The organism is Microtetraspora glauca (assembly GCF_040656155.1).
Lineage (GTDB): Bacteria > Actinomycetota > Actinomycetes > Streptosporangiales > Streptosporangiaceae > Microtetraspora > Microtetraspora glauca.
In genome coordinates, this window is sequence record NZ_JBFALK010000008.1 from 303,432 (window position 1) to 325,079 (window position 21,648).

The window sequence follows — 21,648 nt, forward strand, 5'->3', positions numbered from 1 at the left end:
TCTCGCCGCATCCGTTCTTTGCCTTACCCGGTCCGCGCTTTGCCGAGCTTCTCGCGAGAAGTCCTGTGCCTGCGCGGTTTTTCGCACGCGTACGTGACCCGGAACAGATCGTTTTTAGCCGAAGCGGTAGATCTTTTGCCCCTTCTGGGTGATTTCGTTTGCTTTGTCATGTCTTGGTGTGTAGTGTCCGTATTGCTGCCGACCGGTGGCTGGACTTTCCAGGAGAGGAGATCTTCGCGGGAGACCCCCGCTTGACCTCCGGATCCGGGTCCTCACGGCCCGTACGTCCGATACGTCCCATCGGCCCCCAGTCGATGAGTACAGCGCACTGAATGTGCATCTCAGTGGCGATCGACATTTCTCGACCCGCTCCGCGCCCCGTGCCCGGCCCGCCCTTGACCTCGCAGGCCTGATACACGACGCACGCGGCCGTCCCCTGTCGTCTCACGAAAGATCCCAATTCTTCATGAACACGCTGTTTGGCCTGCGTAACAACCGGAAGCTGACCGCTCTCACCGCCGTCGCCGGCGCCGCCTTCATCGGCGTCAGCGCGTTCGGCGCCACCGCGGCCAGCGCGGCTCCCGCCTCCGAAACCGCGATCACGACCGCTCACACCTCCCAGGTCGCCCAGGCTCCCGAGATCAAGGAGCAGGCGCTCCTCCGGGGCAGCACCAAGGGCTCGTACTTCTGGGACGACGCCTCCGGCCGTCAGGGCGACACCGGTATGCCCGCCATCGGCAAGCCGATGCAGAAGGGCCTCTTCTCCAGCCCCAGCTGGCCTCTCGGTACCGAGGGCTACGTCATCTACAAGGGCAAGAAGGCCAAGTTCTTCATCGGTGACCGCGGCCCCGGCATCCCCTCCGAGCGCGGCGTCATGCTCGACATCGATGGCAAGACCTTCGCCGAGCTCACCGGCGGCAAGTGGAACACCAACACGCTGACCGTCGAGAGCAACGGCGGCGCGGGCCACATCGAGATCGACTATGTCGTCACCAAGTGGGGCGACGGTCCCGGCACGAAGGGCGCGCCCCTCCCCTTCTCGTCCGGTGCCTGGAGGAGCTGAGCGAACCCCGCTCGTGCCCTCCCCTGAGGCTCGACACTCCTCCCTGGGCCGGGGTCCAGGGAGGTGGTAACGGATGTGCGTGACGCCTCCGAGACTGCTAAGGTTACGAGCGTTCGCAGGCGCCGCTAGCTCAGTTGGTTAGAGCAGCTGACTCTTAATCAGCGGGTCCGGGGTTCGAGTCCCTGGCGGCGCACCAGCGAGAAACCCAGGTCGGTGTCACTGACCTGGGTTTTCTTCATTTGGCGAGCAATCTAACGGTGACTCGCCCGCTGCCATGATCATGCTGGTTGTTCCGAGGCTGACCGCATGTCGTGATCTTGCTTTGATCATGATCACGATGTGGTGTCGGTCCGCCCTCAGCGGAGATCCATTGCGGCTGTCAGAGTGAAGCCGCCCGGGGCTCCTACCTGCCACGGACAGAGCCGGACTTCCACCAGCCACTGATTCACCAGCCATTGATTTCGAAGCGAATGCCCTTGTCGATCGTGCCCGCGTGTTTGCCCGAGACAAGAAGTGACGCGACTGGAACTGGGATGTCTGTTGGAGGGCCTCATCGACCGGGCTCGAACCGGCGTCCACCCGGTCCTGAGCCAGGCGCTCTACCTCTGAGCTACAACGAGGCCACGTCCATCATCTACGGCACCGCCGACCGGGCTCGAACCGGCGTCCACCCGGTGAAGAGCCAGGCGTTCTACCACTGAACTACGGCGGATCCCGCCCAGTATGCTCCATGCCGCCCGAGGGCGCCACAGAACAGCGGCGTCGCCGGCCGGGCCCGAACCGCGTTTCTTCGACCTGAAGCCCGGATACGGCAGCGCCGCCGGCCTAGCCTTCCGGAAGGCCGATCGTGGGCAGGTCGCTGACGACCACTCCGGAGGCCAGCCCGTGGCCGGCGTCGGCGGCCAGTTCAGGCTTCACACTCCTGCCGCTGAACACCCCGGCACGCCGGAGCAGGGCCGCCCACACCGGGTCGGCGATGCTCACTCCGTGCACCAGCTCGGGTGTCGGCCGGTACACGGCCACCCCACGTCGAGCCGCGGGCGCGGTCCACCCCGACCGCGCCGGGTCCAGCCCGGCCGTACGGCAGGCCCCCTCCACGTCGGCGCGAGTGCAGCGCGCGGTGCCGTCCAGCACCTCCCAGGGCAGCGGCAGCGCCGCCCACACCGCGGTGTTCGGATCGACGCCCCCGCCGGTGCCGCGATGCCAGGCGGCCAGATCGGCGGCCATCAGCCGCATCACCTTGCCCGGACAGGCCACCTCCAGCAGGTCAAGCGCGTCCAACGACGCCAGGCAGGCCAACCAGCCGGCCCTGGCCGCGTTGTAGGCGACCGCCAGGTTGTTCCACGTGGTGGAGTCGTCGCCGCGCCGTACGATCATCGTGGTGCGGTCGGTGCCGGGGTTCCAGCGGGCGCGCAGCACGTCGGCGCCGTGCCGCATGGCCGCCGACCACTGACCCAGCAGCCGCCCACGCTCCTCGTCGGTCAGGCGTCCCAGGACCTCGGGAGTCGCCCATACCTGGGCGATCATCCACCAGTCGCTCCCGGCCGTACAGCGGTCGAGCAGGACCTGGGCGATCTCGTCGAACGGGTTGTCCCGCCCGGCCAGGCTGAACTCCCGGCGCGTCTTGCGCCGCGCGGTGTAGTACGCCACGAAGCACGCGGCATCGGCGTCGGCGGTGAACCGCTCCAGCGGGATGTCGGCGCCGAAGCCGGTGACACCCACCATGAGCAGGCGCCGCTTGTCCTGCTCGGTGCTCAGCGTGCCCGCCTTGGCGGCGACCCGGCGCAACATCCTGAACCGGCGGTTGTACTGCCGCTTGGACAGATCCATGCCCGCCGCCGCCCGGGAGTCCCGGTTGAGCCGGTCGGCCAGGAAGTCACTGCGCTCCGGCGCCCACCGGATCTCGCGCCCCATGGTCGCCGCGAACTCCAGCAGCGATTCCGGGTCGTCGGGGTCGACCTCCACCTGCCGGTCGAACAGCCGGCTCGCCGCCGCGACCTGCCGGGCACCGCCGACCGGCCTGGCGTAATCAGCGGACATCGAGGAGAACCAACCCTCCCGGCGGGAGGAGTGCGTGGCCGCGCGCTCCAGCACCACACGCTCACGCCGCGACAACCGCCTGTCCAGCGCCCGCAGCACCAGGTCGGCGACATCCTCGGGCCGGTACCGCCGATCCAGCGAACCATGCAACTCGGCGAGGATCTCCCGGCGTGACCGGTCTCCCTTACGGAACGTCATGGCACCATGATCCCGGCTGGTTCGATATGGCTGCGACTAGATTTCTCCGGTTGCTGCTATTTATTGATCGGTTGCCGCAGAAGGCCGGTTCGCGAGAAGGCAGCGGGAGAGCGTCGCCTGATGCCGGGCCGCCTTCGGGTCAAGCGCTGCCGGTGGGTTCCGCGACTACATGGGCTTCCCTGCCACGGGCCGCCCATGAGACGACCATGGGAGCCAGGGCGCCCATGGCCGCGAAGGCGATTCCCAGAGCGAGCCAGCCGAGGGCGCCGCCCTCGATGCAGAGCGCGGTCAGCAGCGCCGGAGCGACGGCCATGGAAACTCCCACGCCGAGCTCGAACATTCCCTGGTACTCACCGTGCGCATGTTCTGGAGCCAGGCTGTACGGAAGCTCGAAAGCGGCGCTCGCGTGCCAGAGTTCGCCCATGGTGTGCACCGCGACCGCGAGGACCAGCACGATCAGTGCCGCCGTCGAGGGCAATGCCGAGGCCGCCGCGATGGTGACGGTCGACAGCAGGAAGACCGACCCCGCCCGGCGTAGCGCGACCGCGGAGGAAGCGGGATTCGTGACACCACGGCTCATCCGAACCTGCAGCGCGGCGACGAGGACCGTATTGATCAGTAGGGCTCCACCGGCCATCCAGCGCGGCGCCTCGGTCTGGCTGACGATCCAGATCGGCAGCGCCACGATCAGGACGCCGTATTCCAGCATCATGAACGAGTTCAGCGCGGTGATCGCCGCGAAACCGCGGTCGCGGAACACCGCGAGCCTTCTCGCCGCAGCGGGCGCGGGCAGCGGCGGATAGTAAGGCAGGCGCCACATCAGGGCGGCGGCGGTGATGTACGTGGCCGCGTTGATCAGCACCAGCGTGATGTAGGCGGCCTGGGTGTCCAGTTGGATCGCCAGGCCGGAGACAAGCGCCCCGAGAGCCGTCGCGACGTTGCCGAACGCCCGGAACTGCGCGCGCAGCGCGACGCGGTTCGCGCCGCCCACACGCGCGATCACGACGCCTCGCACCGCTCGGCCGCCGTGCTCGGCGATGGCGCTCACGCCGACCAGCAGAAAGAGCAGCGCGTACGCCCGCAGCACGGTGAGCGAGACGAGACCGGCCATGCAGACGCCCTCACAGAGCAAGAGCGTCGCCGCAATCCCTCGCGGTCCCCATCGGTCGGCCAGACGTCCCGCCGGGATGCCCGCGCCGAGTGCGATCAGGCCGGCGACCGTCAGCACGATGCCGACCTGGACCACCGGCAGGCCGACGACACGGCTCAGGAACAGCAGCCCCGCGGGCGCGTACATCCCGTTGCCCATGCTGTTGATGAAGAACACGAACGCGAGGCGGCGCGGTGCCCCTCGCTCAGGCAGCATGGCCGCGAACCAGCGCTTCATAAGCTCGGTCCGGCGTGCTTCACGCCCAGCGTGAAGTGAACGCTCACCTCTGCCACCCGGTCGGATGATGTTCGAAGAGGACGCTCAAAGTCCGCACAGGCAGCGACATTAACGGCGTATCCAGACTCCGTAAAGTCTGAATGTCAACTCCGTCGAATATTCGGACGCGACATACCGCGGTGACTCCCCACGCTGGTGCGCGAACACGTGAGAATCGACCACGCCGACGGGGCGAACGCGCCGGTCGAAGGAGGAGTTTGACCCGGGTTTCCGGTGGGTCTCCTGAGGCCGGTCCCCCGCCCCGGAGGAGGGACAGGGGACCGGCGGAGGGTCAGCTCAGCCGCTGCCACAGCGCGGGTACGTTCGGCGGCTCCCAGCCGGTGAGGGCGGTGTGCGCCTGGAGGCACCGGTAGCTCACGCCGCCGTAGGTGACCTGGTCACCGGCCGTGTACGCCGTGCCGGCGGCCCAGGTTCCGGCCGGGGTGCTCGGGCTCGACGACGGGCTGGGGCTCGGGCTCCGCGTCGGGCTCGGGCTGGGGCTCGGGCTGGGGTCGGTGCCCCCGCCGACCTGCAGGTCGATGCAGGAGTAGAAGGCGTTCGGGGTGTCGGCGATGTTCCAGATCGCGAGAACCTTCTGCCTGCCGGTCCTGCCACCCAGGTCCACGTTGTGCGAGACCGTGGCGCCGGGCTGGCGTCCCTGGTCGTTGAACACCGCGATCCGGGTGCCGCCGATGTAGTACTCCCACGTGCTGGTGGCGTGGCGGGCGGTCAGCACCCAGTTGAACGTGAGGCTGTTCCCGACGCTCGTGGCCGGCCACGCCTTGCTCTCGTCGTCGAGCTGGGCGAAGCGGGCGTTGCCACCGCTGCACGATCGCAGGCCCTTCGGGCCTTCGACGCTCTGCGGCTCGTAGATGATCTCGCCGCAGTTCGCGACGCGACCCTGGGCGCACATGGCCTGCCTGCTCGGCGGCGACGACACGTAGCCGTGGGCGAGAGCCGGAGAGGCCATGAACAGCGTGGCCCCGGCGGCGACGATCGCCGTCGAGATGAAGATGACCGCTCTTCGCATGTCACACTCCTTCATGCTGGGGGGATAGCCACAACATAAAGGAAACTTTCTTAACAGTAAATGTCCTGGCAACCCGATTTACCGAAGGTTGTCGGACGCGTGCGGGTCCCCGCGAGTCGTCGAACGGTCCAAAGGAGGTGGGCCCCGCGCACGGGTTCACCGCCCGGCAAGAGGGGGTGTGCCGGGGCCCGATGCGGAGTGGTCGCCGGTCAGGCGGCAGGGGGAGGGCCGAGGATCTCGATCGCGTGCTGCGCCGCCGCGTGGCCGAGGGCGACGGGGTTGACCGGCGAGGGATCCGGCAACCGCCGCTCACCGGCGGGCCCGCCCACGGCGGCGGCGAACCGCTCGAACCCGGACGGTGTGGTGATCTGCAGGGTCCGCAGCGGCTCCTCCGGGCCGACGACGAAGGTGTGCGCCAGCCCCACGGGAAGGAGCACGAAATCGCCGGGCCCCGCCGTGAAGACCTCCCCGTCGCAGTGGAACCGCGCGGTGCCGGACAGGACGTAGAACAGCTCGTCCTCCTCCAGATGCCGGTGGAGGGGCGGTGCGAAGCCGGCCGGGTTCACGAACTCCGCGACGGTGAGACGGCCGCGGGTCTCGGCTCCGGTCGCCTTGACGGTGACGAGGCTGCCGAGGAACCACAACGCCTCGCCGTCGGCCTCGCCGCGGACGTACGGGCGGACCTTCGCGCTCTCTGTCATGGTCGCCAGCTTTCCAGTAGACGATGGTCTAATGAATATAACGCTAGTATGCACAGCATGGTCAAGGAACGCGGCCAGAAAAGGCAGTACCGCTCGACGCTCCGCCAGGACAGTGCGCAGCGCACGCGCCGGGCGATCGTCGTCGCCGCCGGGGAACTGTTCGTCGCGCACGGCTATGTGGCCACATCGCTCGCGGACGTGGCCGCCGTCGCGGGGGTCTCCCGGCCCACCGTCTTCGCCGCCTTCGGCTCCAAGGCGGCACTGCTGCGCCAGGTGCTCGACGAGGCGCTCGCGGGTGACGACGCCCCCGTCGCGGTGGCCGACCGCCCGTGGTTCAAACCGGTCTGGGACGCGTCGGGCCCGTCCGCCGTCCTGCGGGCGTACGCGCAGGTGTGCACGCTGATCGGCGGCAGGGCGGCGGCGATCTTCGAGACCGTTCGCCGGGCGGCCGACGCGGCGCCCGAGGTCGCGGAGCTGTGGACCACTCTGCAGAGCAACCGCCGGGCGGGGGCGCGCATGGTGGTCGAGCACGCGCGTTCTCTGGGCCCCCTGCGCGCCGAACTGGACGAGGAGCGCGCGATCGACGTTCTGTGGCTGCTCAACGATCCCGCCCACTACAGCGCGCTGGTGGAGCGGTGCGGATGGTCCGCGGAGTCCTTCCGGGACTGGCTGGCGAGCGCCATGTGCCACGCCCTGCTCCCCGAGCCCGCCGGTACGGACTGACGCCCGCAGCCCACCGTACGGAGCGGACCTTCGGTTCGGCGGGACGACCACCGTCGCCGAGGCCGATCACCGGACCGGCAGGCCGGCGCGGCTGTCAGAGGGCGATCAGGACCCCGGCGTAGGCCAGCACGCCGATGAGGAGCCACGACGCGAACCCCAGGGCCAGCGCCCGGAGGCCGGTACGCCGCAGGGAGCCGAGGTGGACGCCCGTGCCCAGGCCGAACATCGCCGCGGCGAGCAGCCACGTGTCGATGGTCTTGATCGCGTCGAGGGGCGCCGAAGGCAGCAGGCCGGTGCTCCGTACGGCGACCATGGCGAGGAATCCGACCACGAACAGCGGCACGATCGGCGGGCGCCGGGCGCCCGCGACCGCGGTGCCCGCCCGGCGGCGCGCGACGCCGACTCCGGCGAGGAGAGGGGCCAGCAGCGCGACCCGGGTCAGCTTGACGACCACGGCCGCGCTGAGGGCGCCGGGAACGGTCGCGGCCGTGGCGACGACCTGGGAGACCTCGTGGACGCTCGCGCCGGCCCACGCCCCGAACGTACGCGGGTCGAGGCCGAGCGGCACCCGCAGCAGCGGCAACAGGACGATCGCGAGCGTGCCGCAGATGGTCACCAGGCCGATGCCGGTGGCGACGTCCTCCTCATCGCTGTCGGACACGCTGTTCATCGCGGCGATCGCCGCCGCGCCGCAGACGGCGGAACCTGTGGCGATGAGCAGCGCCTGCCCGGACGGCACCCCCATCCGCGCGCCCAGCCATCGGGTGCCGAGGAACGTCGCCACGGTGACGACCACGACGGCGCCGAGCATCGGGGCGCCCAGCCCGAGCACGTCCGACACGGCCAGTTGGAGGCCGAGCAGGACGACCCCGGCCCGCAGGACCTGCTTGGCCGCGAACCGCGTGCCGGCGAGAACGGCGGGCCGGATCACTCCCGCGTTGGCGGCGGCGACCCCGAGGAGGATGGCGCCGGTGAGCGTTCCGACCGCCGGGACGATCCGGTTGAGCAGGACGGCGAGCACGACGCCGGCCACGGTGAGCGCGAGTCCCGGCAGCAGCGGCGCGACCCGTGAACCGATCCTCGGCGCGAGCGGGAGCCGCCGCGAGCCGATCGCCCGGGATGTCGTCCGTTGTTCGGTGATCAACTTTCCTCCAGCCTCGACGTGCTCACCACGTTTCCGTTCGGGGTGACCGCTCGCTAGCCGGAAGATGGCGACGAGTCCATAGGATGTTTCTATGAGGTTGAACCGCTGGCCCGACCTGGAGGCGCTCGCCCTGCTGGTCACGGTGAGCGAGCTCGGTGGCGTCGGCCGGGCCGCCCGCCAGCACGGCATCTCCCAGCCGTCCGCGAGCAGCCGCCTGCGGACCCTGGAGCGGCGGCTGGGCGTGCAGGTGCTCCAGCGCCTTCCCGTGGGGTCGCGGCTGACGGCGGAGGGCCAGATGGTGGTCGACTGGGCGCGTGACGTCCTCGGCGCCGCCGACGCCCTGATGGCCGGTGTCACGGCGATGCGGCGCGAGCGCGGCGCCGCACTCCCGGTGGCCGCGAGCATGACCGTCGCCGAGTACCTGGTGCCCGGCTGGCTCATCGGCCTGCGTCCGATCGAGCCGGACGTCACCGTCGGGCTGCAGGTCGTGAACTCGGCACGGGTCGCCGAGCTCGTGCTGGGCGGTGAGGCGGAGCTCGGCTTCGTCGAGGGGCCGTCGTTGCCGGTCGGCCTCGCCTCACGCTTGGTGGGACGGGATCGGCTGGTGGTCGTGGTCGCTCCCGGGCATCCGTGGGCCCGCCGCCGCACGCCGCTGCGCCCCCGCGAGCTGGCGGCCACGCCGCTGATCGTCCGCGAGCCCGGGTCGGGGACGCGGATCACGTTCGAGACAGTGATGGAACGGTACGGGCCGCTCGCCGAGCCGCTGCTCGAACTCGGCTCGAACTCCGCGGTGAAGGTCGCGCTCGCCTCCGGCGCCGGACCGGCGGTGCTGAGCGAGCTCGCGGTCGGCGACGAACTGGCCGACGGGAGGCTGCTGGCGGTGCCTCCTGAAGGTGTCGATCTCCAGCGGAGGCTGCGGGCGGTCTGGATCGAGGGACGGCGCCTGGACGGCCCGGCGAGGTCTCTGCTCACCCTCGCGACACGTTCCGGGGCCGCGCGCCGCGCGACCGGATCCTGAGCCGGTACGGCAGGCCCGGCTTCTGCCTCTTGCCATGGCCCGCCGGTCTTCTGGTTCTTCGACGATATTTCCCGTCAAGAGCGAAGAGTCGGTTTTCTTGGGGAACGCAGATGTGTTTCCCTGTCCGACCGGATATGTGAGCGGCGTTTTGCTGTGCGCCTGGCGGTCGCTGGGTATCCCGTTCGGAATTTTTCGGAGAATCGTGGCCCGATCGTGCGGCGGACGACGTCTTGGTCCGGTGCCCGACGGTGTTTCCGGGCCCGGCGGGCGCCGCCGAAGTGGAGCCGTCGAAGAGGTGGCTGAGGTCATCCATACTCGCGCATCGGGCGCTATATCTGCACTTCAGGGCGTAGTTGACTGATCTGTGTGGCGTGATTAACGCATTTTGCGCTGTTTTATTAATTCGAATTGATCGACACATTCGGCGGAGCGGCCGATTAGTTGGCGACCATCCGTTGACAGTGCATCGCGGGCAGGTCATTTTTGCCTGAGGAAGGCATCGATCATTCGGCGAATTCGCCTGGAATGTGAAACGACGGCTCGGCCGTACGGCCTGACACGGCATTTCGTGTGGCGTTCGTTTCGATGTCGTTCCGCCCTTCACGAAGGCTCGATGCTGGGAGGAACTCTTTGGTGAACGACTCGTACGCGCGTGGGCGTGGATCCCGTGCGATGAGGCGCGTAGTGGCCGGCACGGCCGCGCTCGCCCTGTCCTCGGCGTTGGCGGCGGTGGCCCAGAGCGGCACCGCGACGGCGGCGGCGCCCGCCTCTTCGGCGGCCCCGCAGGCGCCGAAGGTGGTCTTCGCCGAGAACTTCGAGAACGGCCAGGGGGTCACGCCCATCCTGGTGACCGGGTACACCGGGGCGGCGCCGGTCAACCAGACCTACACGGCCGATCCGGCCTGGCTGACGGCCTGCAACGGGTGGATCACCTCCCCGCAGAACCCGGGCGTGGCACCGGCGAACTCCGGATGCGGCGGCTGGTGGCCTTCCGCGCAGCAGATGGCAGGCGCGCTCGGCAAGTGGTCGGGCGGCGAGGCGGCGAAGAACCACGCGGTCACGGCCTACACCAACGGCGACCCCGGCGCGAACAAGACGCAGCTGGAGACGAGGAAGCCCGTCGACATCGGCGCCGCCGGCCGGTTCCTGGCCTTCTCCGTCGACGTCGCGGAGGTGAACTGCCACGGCAATCACGCCAAGCTCGGTTTCTACCTGCTCGACGGATCGACGGCGGTGCCCACCTTCACGACCCCCATCGAGCCGTGCGCCAAGCCCGGAGGCACGGTGGACGGGATCCCGGTGGGCACCTACACCAGCGACAGCCCGGTGCTGTTCCGCGGTTCCACCGTGGGCCTGCGGCTGGTCAACTTCCAGGGCAGCGGGTACGGCAACGACGCCGCGTACGACAACGTCCGCGTCCTGGACGTCACCCCGCGGCTCGACGTCGCCTACAGCCCGGGGCAGGCGGAGGCGGGGAAGCCCGTGACCCTGACGTTCACGATCACGAACACGAGCGAGCTGGCCGAGAAGAAGGGTTGGTCGTTCACCGAGAAGCTTCCCGACGGGTTCACCCCGGTCGGCGTCGCCCCGGTGACCGACTGCTCGGGCGCTTCGGTGCGGGCGGGTGCCGGGCAGGTCAAGGTGACCGGGACGCTCGCCGCGGGCAAGGCGTCCTGTACCGCCTCGGTCGTGGTGACCTCGGAGCGCGCGGGCACGTACACCACCTGCGCCGCGGACCTGGTGGAGAGCGTCGGGGTGAACCCGCCGGGCTGCGCCAGCGTGCGGTTCCTCCCGCGCGTGCTGGTCTTCGACGCGCACGCCCATGGCGGCAGCCTCAGCGCACCGCTGATCCGGGTCGCACCGCTCGTGCCCTCCGACCTGACCTGCACCGCCACGGCGGGAAGCGACGAGCACAAGCTCGTGAACGCGAGGCTGGGCCAGGTCGGCTCGCTGGGCGTCATCGCCACCGACGCCACGGGGAAGGTCGACCCGGCGGGGCTGCGCACCGCCACCGCCTCCGCCACGACCGCTCGGATCCGCTTGCTGGGCGGCGCCGTCACGGCGGACGAGATCGTCTCCGTCGCCCGGGCCCGGAGCGACGATTCGGGTCACGTGACCACCGACACGCAGGTGAACTTCAGCAACCTGAGGGTCAACGGCGTCCGGATCGCCAAGCTGAAGGCCAACCTCACCATCGACATCCCGCGTGTGGGCAAGGTCGTGATCAATGAGGTGACGCATACGGGCGGAGGCGCCGGCATCGCGGTCAACGCCGTGCACATCCACACTCTGGGCGATGTGGACATCGTCGTGGGTCACGCGCGGGCCGCGCTGACCCGGCCGGGGACGCCCTGCCCCGTCGTCTGACCGATCCACTGACCGATCCACCGGGTTGAGGGGCCCGGCGGCGCCCGTCGCGCCGCCGGGCCTTCGTCGTGCTGCCGGCAGTGTCAGGGGGCGGTGCGGGCCAGGGGGGATGCGCGCTGCCCAGACGGTAGAAATGGTGCGAGATTTGATTAGTTTGTCTGGCGCCGATTCCCTCCCTCCCGCTTGAGGAGCGCGTCCTATGCCCTTCGTCGTGGACCTGGCCGCCGGAACCGTCGAGCGTGAGGACCGGTCGGCGGAGACCGGCCACTTCGGCGGTTCCATCCTCGGCCTCCGATTGCTCGCCGAGCGCACGCCCGCCCGGCTGGCGCCGTACGATCCCCGGGCCCTGCTGTACGTCGCGGCCGGGATCCTCGGCGGCGCGCCGGGACCGGGACTCGCCAAGACGGTCTTCCTGGCGAAGTCGCCGCTGACCGGAGTGGCCGGGGAGGCGCACGCGCTCGGCCCGTTCGCGGCCGGCCTGCGCGGCGCCGGCGCCATGGCACTGGCGATCACCGGAAGGGCGCGGCGGCTCTCCTACCTGCTGATCGAGGGCGGGGAGGTCACCTGCCACGACGCGGAGGACCTGCGCGGACTCGGCACGGCCGCGACGACGGACGCCCTGCGCGCCCGCCACGGCGCGGGCGCCCACGTGGCGGCGATCGGCCCGGCGGGGGAGAACCTGGTCAGGTACGCGAGCGTGGTGACCGACCACGCCTACCCCGCCGCGCGGTACGGGCTGGGCGCGGTCTTCGGCGCCAAGAACCTCAAAGCAGTGGTCTGCGTGGGAGAGGCCCCCGTGTCCGTCGCCGACCCGGACGCGCTGGCCGGGCTGACCGCGTACTACCGGGACGCGCTGGCCGCCAACCCGCTCGCCGCGCTCCAGCACGGTGAGCCCGGATTCGCCGGGTGGGCCGGTGACGTGCCCGATCCCGGTTACCTCGCGGTGCGGAACTTCTCCGTCACCGGTGAGAGCGGCCTGGCGGTGCCCGAGCCCGGGGCCTTCGGCGTACGGGCCGTGGCCACGAGGGGTGGCTGTCCCGGTTGCCCCAACGACTGCCTCAAGACGTACGGCCCGCCCGCGTCGCCGGTGCGCGGATCCGGCGGGCTGGGTCAGGAGGCGTTCCCGTCGCTCGGCTGGAACCTGGGCATCGACGATCTCGACGCGGTTCTCGACGCCAACGCGCTCTGTAACGACCTCGGCCTCGACCAGGTCTCCCTCGGAGGGACGCTGGCGTTCGCGATGGAGTGCACCGCTCGGGGCCTGCTTCCCGGAGGGCCCGCCTTCGGTGACGCGGCGGCGCTCCCCGGTCTGATCCGGGACGTCGCCACGCGCAGCGGGGCCTTCGGCGACCTGCTCGCGGAAGGATCCGCGCGCGCCGCGCGCCTGATCGGGCAGGAGGCGATGCCGTACGTGATGGCGGTCAAGGGCGCGGAGGTGCCGTGCTTCGACCCGCGGGTCCAGCCGGGGCTCGGGCTCGGCTACGCGGCCGCTCCGAACGGGCCGCGTTACGACGCGCTGGAGCACGACCTGGACTTCGATCCCGCGCTCGGCCTGCCGTACTGCTTTCCGGAGGCGGCGCGCGTCGGGGTCGCACCCGAGACGGCCGGGGTCCTGGACGCGGAGCGAGGGCGCCGCACGGCGCGGCTGCTGCGGCTGTGGAGCGCCCTGGACGCGCTGAACATCTGCGTCTTCGCGAGCACTCCAACCAGGCCGTTGACGCTCGATCATCTGGCGTCGCTGGTCAGGGCCGTCGCCGGGGTGGAGTTCACCGTGGGCGACCTGCTCGACGCGGGGCGGCGCAGGCTCGACCTGATGCGCGCCTACGCGATCAGGGAGGAGGGCGGCCCGGACGAACTGCCCGCCCGTTTCCACGACGAACCGGTCGCGGCGGGCCGACACGCGGGCGCGGTGCTGCCGCGCGCCTCGTTCGCCGAGGCGCGTACGGCGTTCTACGAGGAACTGGGCTGGCAGTGACGCTGGTACGGACGAGAACCCGCTCCGGCATGCCGGGACCCGGCCAGGCACCTGCCGGGTGCCGCGCACCCGGCGCTCACCGTCGAGTACGCCCGGGCCGAGTACGCCCGGCTGTCGGCGGTCGGGGCCAGGTTCGTCTCACCGCCCAACGAGATCACCGCGGGGATCGACAAGGGCGGGTACGCCTGCTGTCTCCCGGACCCGGACGAGATCACCCTGGAGCTCGTCCAGCCCAGGTTCCAGCGAGGCACGGCCACGGCCCGGGATGCGGCCTTCGGGCTGTCTTGGGCTGTCTCGGGCGCCGTCCAGGGTTCCGTTGACACCCCACCACGGCCGGTCTAGCTTGTGCACGCTTTCAATCGATTGATCAACAAAGGAGGTACGGTGCCCGTCGTCGATGCGCATCAGCATTTCTGGAACCTGCGCACCGGTTCCTATCCGTGGCTGACGCCGGAGGCGGGGCCGATCTACCGCACCTTCGAACCCGAGGAATTCGTCCCGCAGCTCGCGGCGGCCGGGATCGACCGCACGGTTCTGGTCCAGGCGATGGACTCCTATGCCGACACCGACGCGATGCTGGCGCAGGCGGACGAGCACGACTTCATCGCCGCCGTGGTCGGATGGGTGCCGCTGAACCGGCCCGCCGAGGCGGCGCAGGCCCTGGAGCGGTACGGCAGGCACCCGAAGTTCGCGGGCGTGCGCCACCTCATCCACGACGACCCCGATCCCGACTGGGTGATTCAGGATTCCGTGATCGAAGGGCTGGGGCTGCTCGCCGAGGTGGGACTGCCGTTCGACGTGGTCGCCGTGCTGCCCCGGCATCTGGAGCACGTGCCCGTGCTCGCCGAGCGGGTGCCCGGCCTCCGCATGGTCATCGACCACCTGGCCAAGCCGCCGATCAAGGAGAAGGGCTGGGAGCCGTGGGCGTCGCTGATCGCCGCGGCCGCCGAGTGCCCCGGCGTGTACGCCAAGGTCTCCGGGCTCAACACCGCCGCCGACGCCGAGACGTGGACCGCGGGCGACCTGCGGCCGTACGTGGACCACGCGATCGAGGTGTTCGGGCCGGACCGGCTGATGTTCGGCAGCGACTGGCCGGTGGCCGTCCTCGCCGGTGACTACGCCAAGGTGTGGCGCGAGACCGGCGCGTTGCTCGCGGAACTGTCCGACGACGACCGCTCCGCCGTACTCGGCGGCACCGCCGCGCGTTTCTACCGGATCGAGGTCTGACGTGCTCGACCTGTTCGCCGGCCTGATAGAGCTGATCACGCGCAGTTCCACCGCCCCTCCACGCGCCCGCTGACCCGACCGGTCGGCCGTGCGGGCTGATGAGCGCGGGTGCCCGTGGGACGGCGTTCGCGCTGGTACGAGGCGGGTTCCCCGAGATATCGTTTGGTGCCAAATAATTTCTCGGGGGTGTCATGCGCGCGCTGTTCGTCCAGCAGGACCACGTCTCGCCCACGGGGCCGATCGGGGAGGGGTTCGAGCGGCGCGGATACGAGCTCGTGGAGTTCCCCGTCGTCCCGGCGGACCGTTTCCACGCTCCCGACGTCGAGGTCGCCTTCCCCGATCCCCGCGACTACGACGTGATCGTGCCGATGGGCGCTCCCTGGTCGGTGTACGACGGGGCGGCGATCGGGTCCTGGATCCGGGAGGAGCTGGACTTCCTGCGCCGGGCGCACGAGTCGGGCGTGCCCGTGTTCGGCATCTGCTTCGGCGGCCAGGCACTGGCCGCCGCGCTCGGAGGTCGGGTCGAGCGCGGCTCCGAACCCGAGATCGGCTGGTACACGATCGAGACCGGCGCGCCGGGCCTCGTCGAGGCGGGCCCGTGGTTCCAGTGGCACCAGGACCGCTGGAGCCCGCCCCCGGGCGCCGCACCCCTCGCCCGTACGCGGGTCGCGCCGCAGGCGTTCACCATCGGGCGGAGCCTCGCGGTGCAGTTCCACCCCGAGCTGACGGTCGCCATGCTGGACGGCTGGCTCGGCAACGGCGGCGGTGACTGGGTGACCGCGCACGGCGGCGACGTCGAGCGTCTCGCCGCGACGACCAGGGCGGAGGAGCCCTCCGCCGTCGTCCGGGCGCACCGGCTGGTCGACCGGTTCCTCGACCAGGTCGCGACGCGCCCCTGGTGACCGTGCTCGTCCCGGGGCCGTGGTTCGACCCAGGGACCCCGGGGTATCCGAGATCAGGCGTGTGGTCCACACGCGGCCTTCCCGCGGAACGCCCTTCGCCTCGCGGCGGATCGGTGTCCGATCGACCGGATCCATGCGGGTTCACGCGGGTTCGATCGGTGATGCTGCGGGGGTGACCGGTTGGCCGGGTCGGCTCGGCATGTGGTGGTCCGGGAAGGGGCGTTCCGGGCGTGGCTGCTGCACGGCCTCCGGCACGAGGACCTGAAGGCCCTGGGTCCGCACGGCCCCCGCTCCCCGGAGAAGCAGTACTCGTGGTGGCGCGTCATGTGCCTCACCGGCGTGGACTATTTCTCCAGCCTCGGCTACCAGCCCGGGATCGCCGCGCTGGCGGCGGGGAGCGTCGCCCCGGTGGCCACCGTCCTGCTCGTCATGCTGACCCTGTTCGGCGCGCTACCGGTCTACCGCAAGGTGGCCGTCGAGAGCCCGTACGGCCAGGGCTCGATCGCGATGCTGGAAGGGCTGGCACCGCGCTGGTGGGGCAAACTGATCGTGCTCGTCCTGCTGGGCTTCGCGGCCACCGACTTCGTCATCACCATCACGCTGTCCGCGGCCGACGCGACCGCGCACATCCTGGAGAACCCCTTCACTCCCCGTGTGCTCTCCGGGCAGAAGATCGCCGTCACGCTGTTGCTGCTGGCGTTTCTCGCCGGAGTGTTCCTGAAGGGCTTCACCGAGGCCATCGGCATCGCCGTGGCGCTGGTCGGCGTCTATCTGGCGCTGAACGCCGTGGTGGTCGCCACGGCGCTCCTGCACGTCCTCGGGCATCCGGAGCTGATCGGGAACTGGGAGCGGATGCTGACCACGCAGCACGGCGACCCGCTCGGATTGTTCGTCGTCTCCCTGCTGGTGATGCCCAAGCTGGCGCTCGGCATGTCCGGGTTCGAGACGGGTGTGGCCGTGATGCCGCTGATCCAGGGCGATCTCACGGGGCGCATCGCGGGCGCCAGGCGGCTGCTGACCGTCGCCGCCCTGATCATGAGCGTGTTCCTGATCTGCAGCAGCCTTGTCACGATCACCCTGATCCCCGAGCACGAGTTCCAGCCGGGCGGCAGGGCCAACGGCCGGGCGCTGGCCTACCTGGCGCACGCCTATCTCGGCAACGGGTTCGGCACGCTGTACGACGTCAGCACGATCACCATCCTGTCGTTCGCCGGAGCGTCCGCGATGGCCGGTCTGATCAACCTCGTGCCGCGCTACCTGCCCAGATACGGCATGGCACCCGACTGGACCAGCGCCGTGCGACCGCTGGTCCTCGTGTTCACCGCCATCGCGGTCGCCATCACGCTCGCCTTCGACGCCAGCGTGGACGCCCAGGGTGGCGCGTACGCGACCGGAGTGCTGGTGCTGTTCCTGTCCGCGGGCGTCGCGGTGACCGTGGACGCGCACAAGGCAGGACGGCGCGGGCGGGCCCGGGTCTTCGCGCTGATCACGCTGGTCCTCGCCTACACGCTGGTGGAGAACATCCGCGTACGCCCGGAGGGCGTGAAGATCGCGTCGCTGTTCATCGCGGCGATCATCGTGCTGTCGCTGATCTCGCGGGTCACCCGGTCCACCGAGCTGCGGGTCTCGGACGTCCATCTCGACACGCTCGCCCAGGAGTTCATCACCGAGGCCAGCGGTGAGATCCATCTGATCGCCAACGATCCGCGGCGGCGCGACCAGGCCGAGTACAACGAGAAGCTCCGCGAGCAGTGGTACACCCATCGGCTGCGCAGCGCGGAGCCCGTCATGTTCGTCGAGGTCACCGTGCTCGACGCGTCCCAGTTCCGCAGCGAACTGCGGGTCACGGGCGACCTGCGGTACGGCCACCGGATCCTCCGCGTCGAGAGCGCGACGGTGGCGAACGCGCTGGCCGCGCTCCTGCTGTACATCCGGGACCGCACCGGCGAGGTGCCGGACATCTACTTCCAGTGGGGCGAGGGGAACCCCGTCGTCGCCATGTTGCGCTACCTGCTCTTCGGCGGCGGCGACGTGCCAGCGCTGACCCGGGAGGTGCTGCGCGAGGCCGAGCCTGACGCGGCGCGCCGCCCCCACGTCCACGTCGGCTGATCGCCGGCCGAACCTCTCGCTGTTCACGTGCCGTCCCGCAGGTCACAGGCGTAGGAAAGTCATCAAGATTCCCTCTGGATTCGTATATAAGACGTCAAGATCGCCGAAAAGCCGCAAATCTGGGGATTTCCTGGTGGTGGGACCGCCGGGCCCGGCGGTCGAGCGTGCACTTCAGGATTCCGAGGGAGTGGCGATGGCCGACGTCATCTTCGTCGCCCTGACGGTCGTGGTGTTCGCGCTCCTCTGGCTCGCCGTCAGGGCGGTGGAGCGACTGTGACCGCCGCCGCCCGGGATCTGCCCCGCGGAGCCCGGCTCCGCGGGGCGCTGCCGTACGAGGTGGGGTCATGGGCGTGGTGAACACCGTCGGGCTCGTGGTCGCCATCGGCCTGGTGATCTTCATGGTCGTCGCGCTGCTGTTCCCGGAGCGCTTCTGATGACGTACTCGCTGATGACGTACTCGGCGCCGCCTCCGACGGACTCCACAGCGCCGTCCCTCATGCCGTCCCTCATGCCGTCGCTGTCGCGGTCGCCGTCCCCGATGTCGTCATCCCTGACGTCCTCGTCCCCGATGTCCTCGGGGACGGCGGGACTCCTGTTCGTCCTGTCGCTGCTCGTCGTCCTCGCCGTGGCGTACCGGCCGCTCGGCGACTACATGTACCGCGTCTACGCCGGCCACCGGCATCTCGCCGTCGAACGGGGCGTCTACCGCCTCATCGGCGTGCATCCCGACAACGGGCAGCGCTGGACCGCCTACGCGCGGAGCGTCCTGGCCTTCTCCGCCGTGTCGATCCTCTTCCTGTACGGCCTGCAACGGCTGCAGAGCCATCTCGCGCTCAGCCTGGGCAGGGGCGCGGTCCCGCCCGCCCTGGCCTGGAACACGGCGGTCAGCTTCACCACCAACACCAACTGGCAGGCGTACTCGGGCGAGTCCACCATGGGTCACCTGGTGCAGACGGGCGGCCTCGCCGTGCAGAACTTCGTGTCGGCCGCGGTCGGCATGGCGGTCGCGATCGCGCTGGTCCGCGGGTTCGCCCGACGGCGGACCGACGATCTCGGCAACTTCTGGGTGGACCTGGTGCGCGGTATCGTCCGCATCCTGCTGCCGATCGCCTTCGTGGCCGCGATCCTGCTGGTCGCGGGTGGAGCGATCCAGACGTTCGCCGACCCGCACACCTGGACCACGCCGGCCGGAGGCCATCAGACCTTCACCCCCGGCGCGGTGGCGACCCAGGAGGCCATCAAGGATCTCGGCACCAACGGCGGCGGTTACTTCAACGCCAACTCGGCCCATCCGTTCGAGAACCCGACGCCCTGGACCAACTGGCTGGAGATCCTGCTGCTGACGGTCATCGCCTTCTCCCTGCCGCGGACCTTCGGCCGGATGGTGGGCGACAACCGCCAGGGGTACGCGATCGTCGCGATCATGGCCATCATCGCGATGGCGAGCGTGGCGGTGACCAACCTGGCGGAACTGGGCCACGGTGGCACCGTGCCGCAGGCGATCGGCGCGGCCCTGGAGGGCAAGGAGGCCAGGTTCGGGGTGTCGAACTCCGCCATGTTCGCCAGCCCGACGACGCTCACCAGCACCGGCGCGGTGGACTCCGCGCACGACTCCTACACCGCGCTCGGCGGCGGCATGTTGCTCTTCAACATGATGCTCGGCGAGGTGGCCCCCGGAGGCACCGGCTCCGGCCTGTACGGCATGCTGGTCCTGGCCGTGATCACCGTCTTCGTGGCCGGGCTCATGGTGGGGCGCACCCCGGAATACCTCGGCAAGAAGATCGGCTCCCGCGAGATCAAGCTTGCGTCGCTCTACTTCCTGGCGACTCCGGTGCTGGTCCTCATCGGCACCGCGCTCGCGATGGCCACCGGGGCCGGGCGGGCGGCGATGCTCAACAAAGGCGCGCACGGCCTGTCGGAGGTGCTCTACGCCTACACCTCCGCGTCGAACAACAACGGGTCCGCGTTCGCCGGCCTGAGCGCGAACACAAACTTCTTCAACATCACGCTCGGCCTGTGCATGGCCTTCGGGCGGTTCCTGCCGATGGTCCTGATCCTCGCCCTGGCGGGCTCGCTCGCCGGGCAGTCGCCGGTGCCGGCTTCCGCGGGGACACTGCCCACCCACCGCCCGCAGTTCATCGGCATGGTGGTCGGCGTCACCGTCGTGCTGGTCGCGCTCACCTTCCTTCCCGCCCTGGCGTTGGGGCCGCTGGCGGAAGGGATCCGCTAGCCATGTCCACGAGAGCGCGCCCGCTGCCCGGCCGTACGCCGGACGATCCGGCGAAACCGAGGAAGCGGGACGGGAAGATCGGCGGCGGCCTGCTGGACCCCAAGCAGATGCTCCGGTCGCTGCCGGACGCGCTGCGTAAGCTCAACCCCGCCACGCTGTGGCGCAACCCGGTCATGTTCGTGGTCGAGGTGGGCGCGGTCTTCACGCTGGCCCTCGCGATCGTCACCCCGTCGGTCTTCGCCTGGGCGATCGTGGTGTGGCTGTGGCTGACCGTGGTCTTCGCCAACCTGGCCGAGGCCGTGGCGGAGGGCCGGGGCAAGGCCCAGGCGGCCACGCTGCGCGCGGCCAAGCGCGACACCGTCGCCCGCCGCCTCATGGATCGTAAGGACGCCGGCCGGTGGGACGCGGTCGGCGCCGCCAAGCTGCGGCAGGGGGACTTCGTGATCGTGGAGGCCGGGGAGATCATCCCCGGGGACGGTGACGTGGTCGAGGGCATCGCCTCCGTCGACGAGTCGGCGATCACCGGTGAGTCGGCGCCGGTGATCCGCGAGTCCGGCGGGGACAGGTCGGCGGTGACCGGCGGCACGAAGGTGCTGTCCGACCGGATCATCGTCCAGATCACTCAGAAGCCGGGGGAGAGCTTCATCGACCGGATGATCTCGCTGGTCGAGGGCGCCAGCCGGCAGAAGACGCCCAACGAGATCGCGCTGAACATCCTGCTGGCCGCGCTCACGATCATCTTCCTGGTGGCCACGGCCGCCATGCAGCCTCTCGCGATCTTCTCCAAGGCACAGAACCCCGGCGTGCCGGATTCTTTGGCGTTGAACGCTCACGGGGTCACCGGCGTGGTGCTGGTGGCGTTGGTGGTGTGCCTGATCCCGACCACGATCGGCGCGCTGTTGTCCGCGATCGGTATCGCGGGCATGGATCGGCTGGTGCAGCGCAACGTGCTCGCGATGAGCGGCCGGGCGGTGGAGGCGGCGGGCGATGTCAGCACGCTGCTGCTGGACAAGACCGGCACCATCACCCTGGGCAACCGGCAGGCGTCCGAGTTCGTGCCGGTCGAGGACGTGACCGCCGACGACCTCGCGGACGCGGCGCAGCTCTCCAGCCTGGCCGACGCGACCCCGGAGGGCCGCTCGATCGTCGTCCTCGCCAAGCGGGTGCACGGCCTGCGCGAACGCCATGACCTCGTGGTGGACGGCGCCGACGGGGCGCCCGCGGCGGACGCCACCCTTGCCGGCCGTCGGCGTGTCCGGTTCGTGGCGTTCACCGCGGCCAGCCGGATGAGCGGGGTCGATCTCCCGGACGGGCGCGTGATCAGGAAGGGCGCGGCGACCGCCGTCATGCGGTGGATACGGGAGAACGGTGGGCATCCGACCGGGCGGGTGGGCCACATCGTCGACGGCATCTCCGCGTCCGGAGGCACCCCACTGGTGGTGGGTGAGATCGCCGACGGAAGGGCCCGGGTCCTGGGCGTGATCCACCTCAAGGA

17 protein-coding genes and 3 tRNA genes are annotated in these 21,648 nt (G+C 70.2%); 13 read left to right on the forward strand and 7 right to left on the reverse strand.

Annotated elements, in window-relative coordinates:
* Positions 1–466 precede the first annotated feature (466 nt).
* Positions 467–1,063, forward strand: coding sequence for a hypothetical protein (locus AB0I59_RS17405; protein WP_061254991.1), 597 nt, complete (start codon positions 467–469; stop codon positions 1,061–1,063).
* A 119-nt stretch (positions 1,064–1,182) separates the two neighbouring features.
* Positions 1,183–1,259 (forward strand) — tRNA-Lys (locus AB0I59_RS17410).
* 349 nt (positions 1,260–1,608) lie between these two features.
* Here AB0I59_RS17410 and AB0I59_RS17415 read toward each other — a convergent pair.
* The 6 genes from AB0I59_RS17415 to AB0I59_RS17440 form a co-directional block, all read right to left on the reverse strand.
* Positions 1,609–1,686, reverse strand: a tRNA-Leu gene (locus AB0I59_RS17415).
* A gap of 17 nt (positions 1,687–1,703) precedes the next feature.
* A tRNA-Lys gene (locus AB0I59_RS17420) sits at positions 1,704–1,774 on the reverse strand.
* Positions 1,775–1,888: 114 nt separating this feature from the next.
* Positions 1,889–3,301, reverse strand: a complete 1,413-nt coding sequence (locus tag AB0I59_RS17425) for a hypothetical protein (RefSeq protein ID WP_358133803.1) — start codon at positions 3,299–3,301, stop codon at positions 1,889–1,891.
* A 139-nt stretch (positions 3,302–3,440) separates the two neighbouring features.
* Positions 3,441–4,688 carry an MFS transporter gene (locus AB0I59_RS17430; RefSeq protein ID WP_061254989.1) on the reverse strand — a complete coding sequence of 416 codons (1,248 nt, stop codon included), beginning with the start codon at positions 4,686–4,688 and terminating at the stop codon, positions 3,441–3,443.
* Positions 4,689–5,019: 331 nt separating this feature from the next.
* Positions 5,020–5,757, reverse strand: coding sequence for a lytic polysaccharide monooxygenase (locus tag AB0I59_RS17435; protein WP_061254988.1), 738 nt, complete (start codon positions 5,755–5,757; stop codon positions 5,020–5,022).
* A gap of 209 nt (positions 5,758–5,966) precedes the next feature.
* Positions 5,967–6,458 (reverse strand): cupin domain-containing protein, encoded by a 492-nt coding sequence (locus tag AB0I59_RS17440; protein WP_061254987.1) that lies wholly within the window; start codon positions 6,456–6,458, stop codon positions 5,967–5,969.
* A gap of 57 nt (positions 6,459–6,515) precedes the next feature.
* On the opposite strand from AB0I59_RS17440, the gene AB0I59_RS17445 reads away from it, so the two are divergent.
* On the forward strand, positions 6,516–7,181 hold the full coding sequence (locus AB0I59_RS17445) for a TetR/AcrR family transcriptional regulator (protein WP_358133808.1): 666 nt from the start codon (positions 6,516–6,518) through the stop codon (positions 7,179–7,181).
* A gap of 94 nt (positions 7,182–7,275) precedes the next feature.
* Here the strand turns inward: AB0I59_RS17445 and AB0I59_RS17450 are convergent, their stop codons facing one another.
* On the reverse strand, positions 7,276–8,325 hold the full coding sequence (locus AB0I59_RS17450) for a YeiH family protein (protein WP_358133811.1): 1,050 nt from the start codon (positions 8,323–8,325) through the stop codon (positions 7,276–7,278).
* Between the two features lie 91 nt (positions 8,326–8,416).
* Between AB0I59_RS17450 and AB0I59_RS17455 the strand changes: the two genes are divergently transcribed.
* The 10 genes from AB0I59_RS17455 to kdpB form a co-directional block, all read left to right on the forward strand.
* Positions 8,417–9,343, forward strand: a complete 927-nt coding sequence (locus AB0I59_RS17455; protein WP_061254985.1) for a LysR family transcriptional regulator — start codon at positions 8,417–8,419, stop codon at positions 9,341–9,343.
* Between the two features lie 672 nt (positions 9,344–10,015).
* The gene (locus AB0I59_RS17460; protein ID WP_358133814.1) at positions 10,016–11,710 is read left to right on the forward strand and encodes a choice-of-anchor P family protein; all 1,695 of its coding nucleotides are present in this window, start codon (positions 10,016–10,018) and stop codon (positions 11,708–11,710) included.
* Between the two features lie 199 nt (positions 11,711–11,909).
* Positions 11,910–13,685, forward strand: a complete 1,776-nt coding sequence (locus AB0I59_RS17465; protein ID WP_358133817.1) for an aldehyde ferredoxin oxidoreductase C-terminal domain-containing protein — start codon at positions 11,910–11,912, stop codon at positions 13,683–13,685.
* A 384-nt stretch (positions 13,686–14,069) separates the two neighbouring features.
* Positions 14,070–14,912 (forward strand): amidohydrolase family protein, encoded by an 843-nt coding sequence (locus AB0I59_RS17470; RefSeq protein ID WP_358133820.1) that lies wholly within the window; start codon positions 14,070–14,072, stop codon positions 14,910–14,912.
* 191 nt (positions 14,913–15,103) lie between these two features.
* Positions 15,104–15,814, forward strand: coding sequence for a type 1 glutamine amidotransferase (locus AB0I59_RS17475; RefSeq protein ID WP_358133824.1), 711 nt, complete (start codon positions 15,104–15,106; stop codon positions 15,812–15,814).
* A 201-nt stretch (positions 15,815–16,015) separates the two neighbouring features.
* A complete protein-coding gene (locus AB0I59_RS17480; protein WP_358133826.1) occupies positions 16,016–17,923 on the forward strand; it encodes an APC family permease in 1,908 nt (635 codons plus the stop codon).
* 133 nt (positions 17,924–18,056) lie between these two features.
* Positions 18,057–18,200: a hypothetical protein gene (locus tag AB0I59_RS17485; protein WP_358133829.1), complete on the forward strand. Its 144-nt coding sequence runs from the start codon at positions 18,057–18,059 to the stop codon at positions 18,198–18,200.
* A gap of 67 nt (positions 18,201–18,267) precedes the next feature.
* The gene (kdpF, locus tag AB0I59_RS17490) at positions 18,268–18,357 is read left to right on the forward strand and encodes a K(+)-transporting ATPase subunit F (RefSeq protein WP_061254979.1); all 90 of its coding nucleotides are present in this window, start codon (positions 18,268–18,270) and stop codon (positions 18,355–18,357) included.
* Between the two features lie 134 nt (positions 18,358–18,491).
* On the forward strand, positions 18,492–20,153 hold the full coding sequence (gene kdpA, locus AB0I59_RS17495) for a potassium-transporting ATPase subunit KdpA (RefSeq protein WP_358133859.1): 1,662 nt from the start codon (positions 18,492–18,494) through the stop codon (positions 20,151–20,153).
* 2 nt (positions 20,154–20,155) lie between these two features.
* Positions 20,156–21,648 (forward strand): potassium-transporting ATPase subunit KdpB (gene kdpB, locus AB0I59_RS17500; protein WP_358133832.1); only part of this gene is annotated, 1,493 nt, incomplete at its 3' end.

What these genes read in the sequence shown, in the direction of transcription:
- AB0I59_RS17405 (WP_061254991.1), top strand. Translation starts at nt 467, where the DNA reads ATGAACACGCTGTTTGGCCTGCGTAACAACCGGAAGCTGACCGCTCTC.
- AB0I59_RS17455 (WP_061254985.1), top strand. Translation starts at nt 8,417, where the DNA reads ATGAGGTTGAACCGCTGGCCCGACCTGGAGGCGCTCGCCCTGCTGGTC.
- kdpF (WP_061254979.1), top strand. Translation starts at nt 18,268, where the DNA reads ATGGGCGTGGTGAACACCGTCGGGCTCGTGGTCGCCATCGGCCTGGTG.
- AB0I59_RS17435 (WP_061254988.1), bottom strand. Translation starts at nt 5,757, where the DNA reads ATGCGAAGAGCGGTCATCTTCATCTCGACGGCGATCGTCGCCGCCGGG.
- AB0I59_RS17440 (WP_061254987.1), bottom strand. Translation starts at nt 6,458, where the DNA reads ATGACAGAGAGCGCGAAGGTCCGCCCGTACGTCCGCGGCGAGGCCGAC.
- kdpA (WP_358133859.1), top strand. Translation starts at nt 18,492, where the DNA reads ATGTCCTCGGGGACGGCGGGACTCCTGTTCGTCCTGTCGCTGCTCGTC.
- AB0I59_RS17425 (WP_358133803.1), bottom strand. Translation starts at nt 3,301, where the DNA reads ATGACGTTCCGTAAGGGAGACCGGTCACGCCGGGAGATCCTCGCCGAG.
- AB0I59_RS17430 (WP_061254989.1), bottom strand. Translation starts at nt 4,688, where the DNA reads ATGAAGCGCTGGTTCGCGGCCATGCTGCCTGAGCGAGGGGCACCGCGC.
- AB0I59_RS17465 (WP_358133817.1), top strand. Translation starts at nt 11,910, where the DNA reads ATGCCCTTCGTCGTGGACCTGGCCGCCGGAACCGTCGAGCGTGAGGAC.
- AB0I59_RS17460 (WP_358133814.1), top strand. Translation starts at nt 10,016, where the DNA reads ATGAGGCGCGTAGTGGCCGGCACGGCCGCGCTCGCCCTGTCCTCGGCG.
- AB0I59_RS17475 (WP_358133824.1), top strand. Translation starts at nt 15,104, where the DNA reads ATGCGCGCGCTGTTCGTCCAGCAGGACCACGTCTCGCCCACGGGGCCG.
- AB0I59_RS17445 (WP_358133808.1), top strand. Translation starts at nt 6,516, where the DNA reads ATGGTCAAGGAACGCGGCCAGAAAAGGCAGTACCGCTCGACGCTCCGC.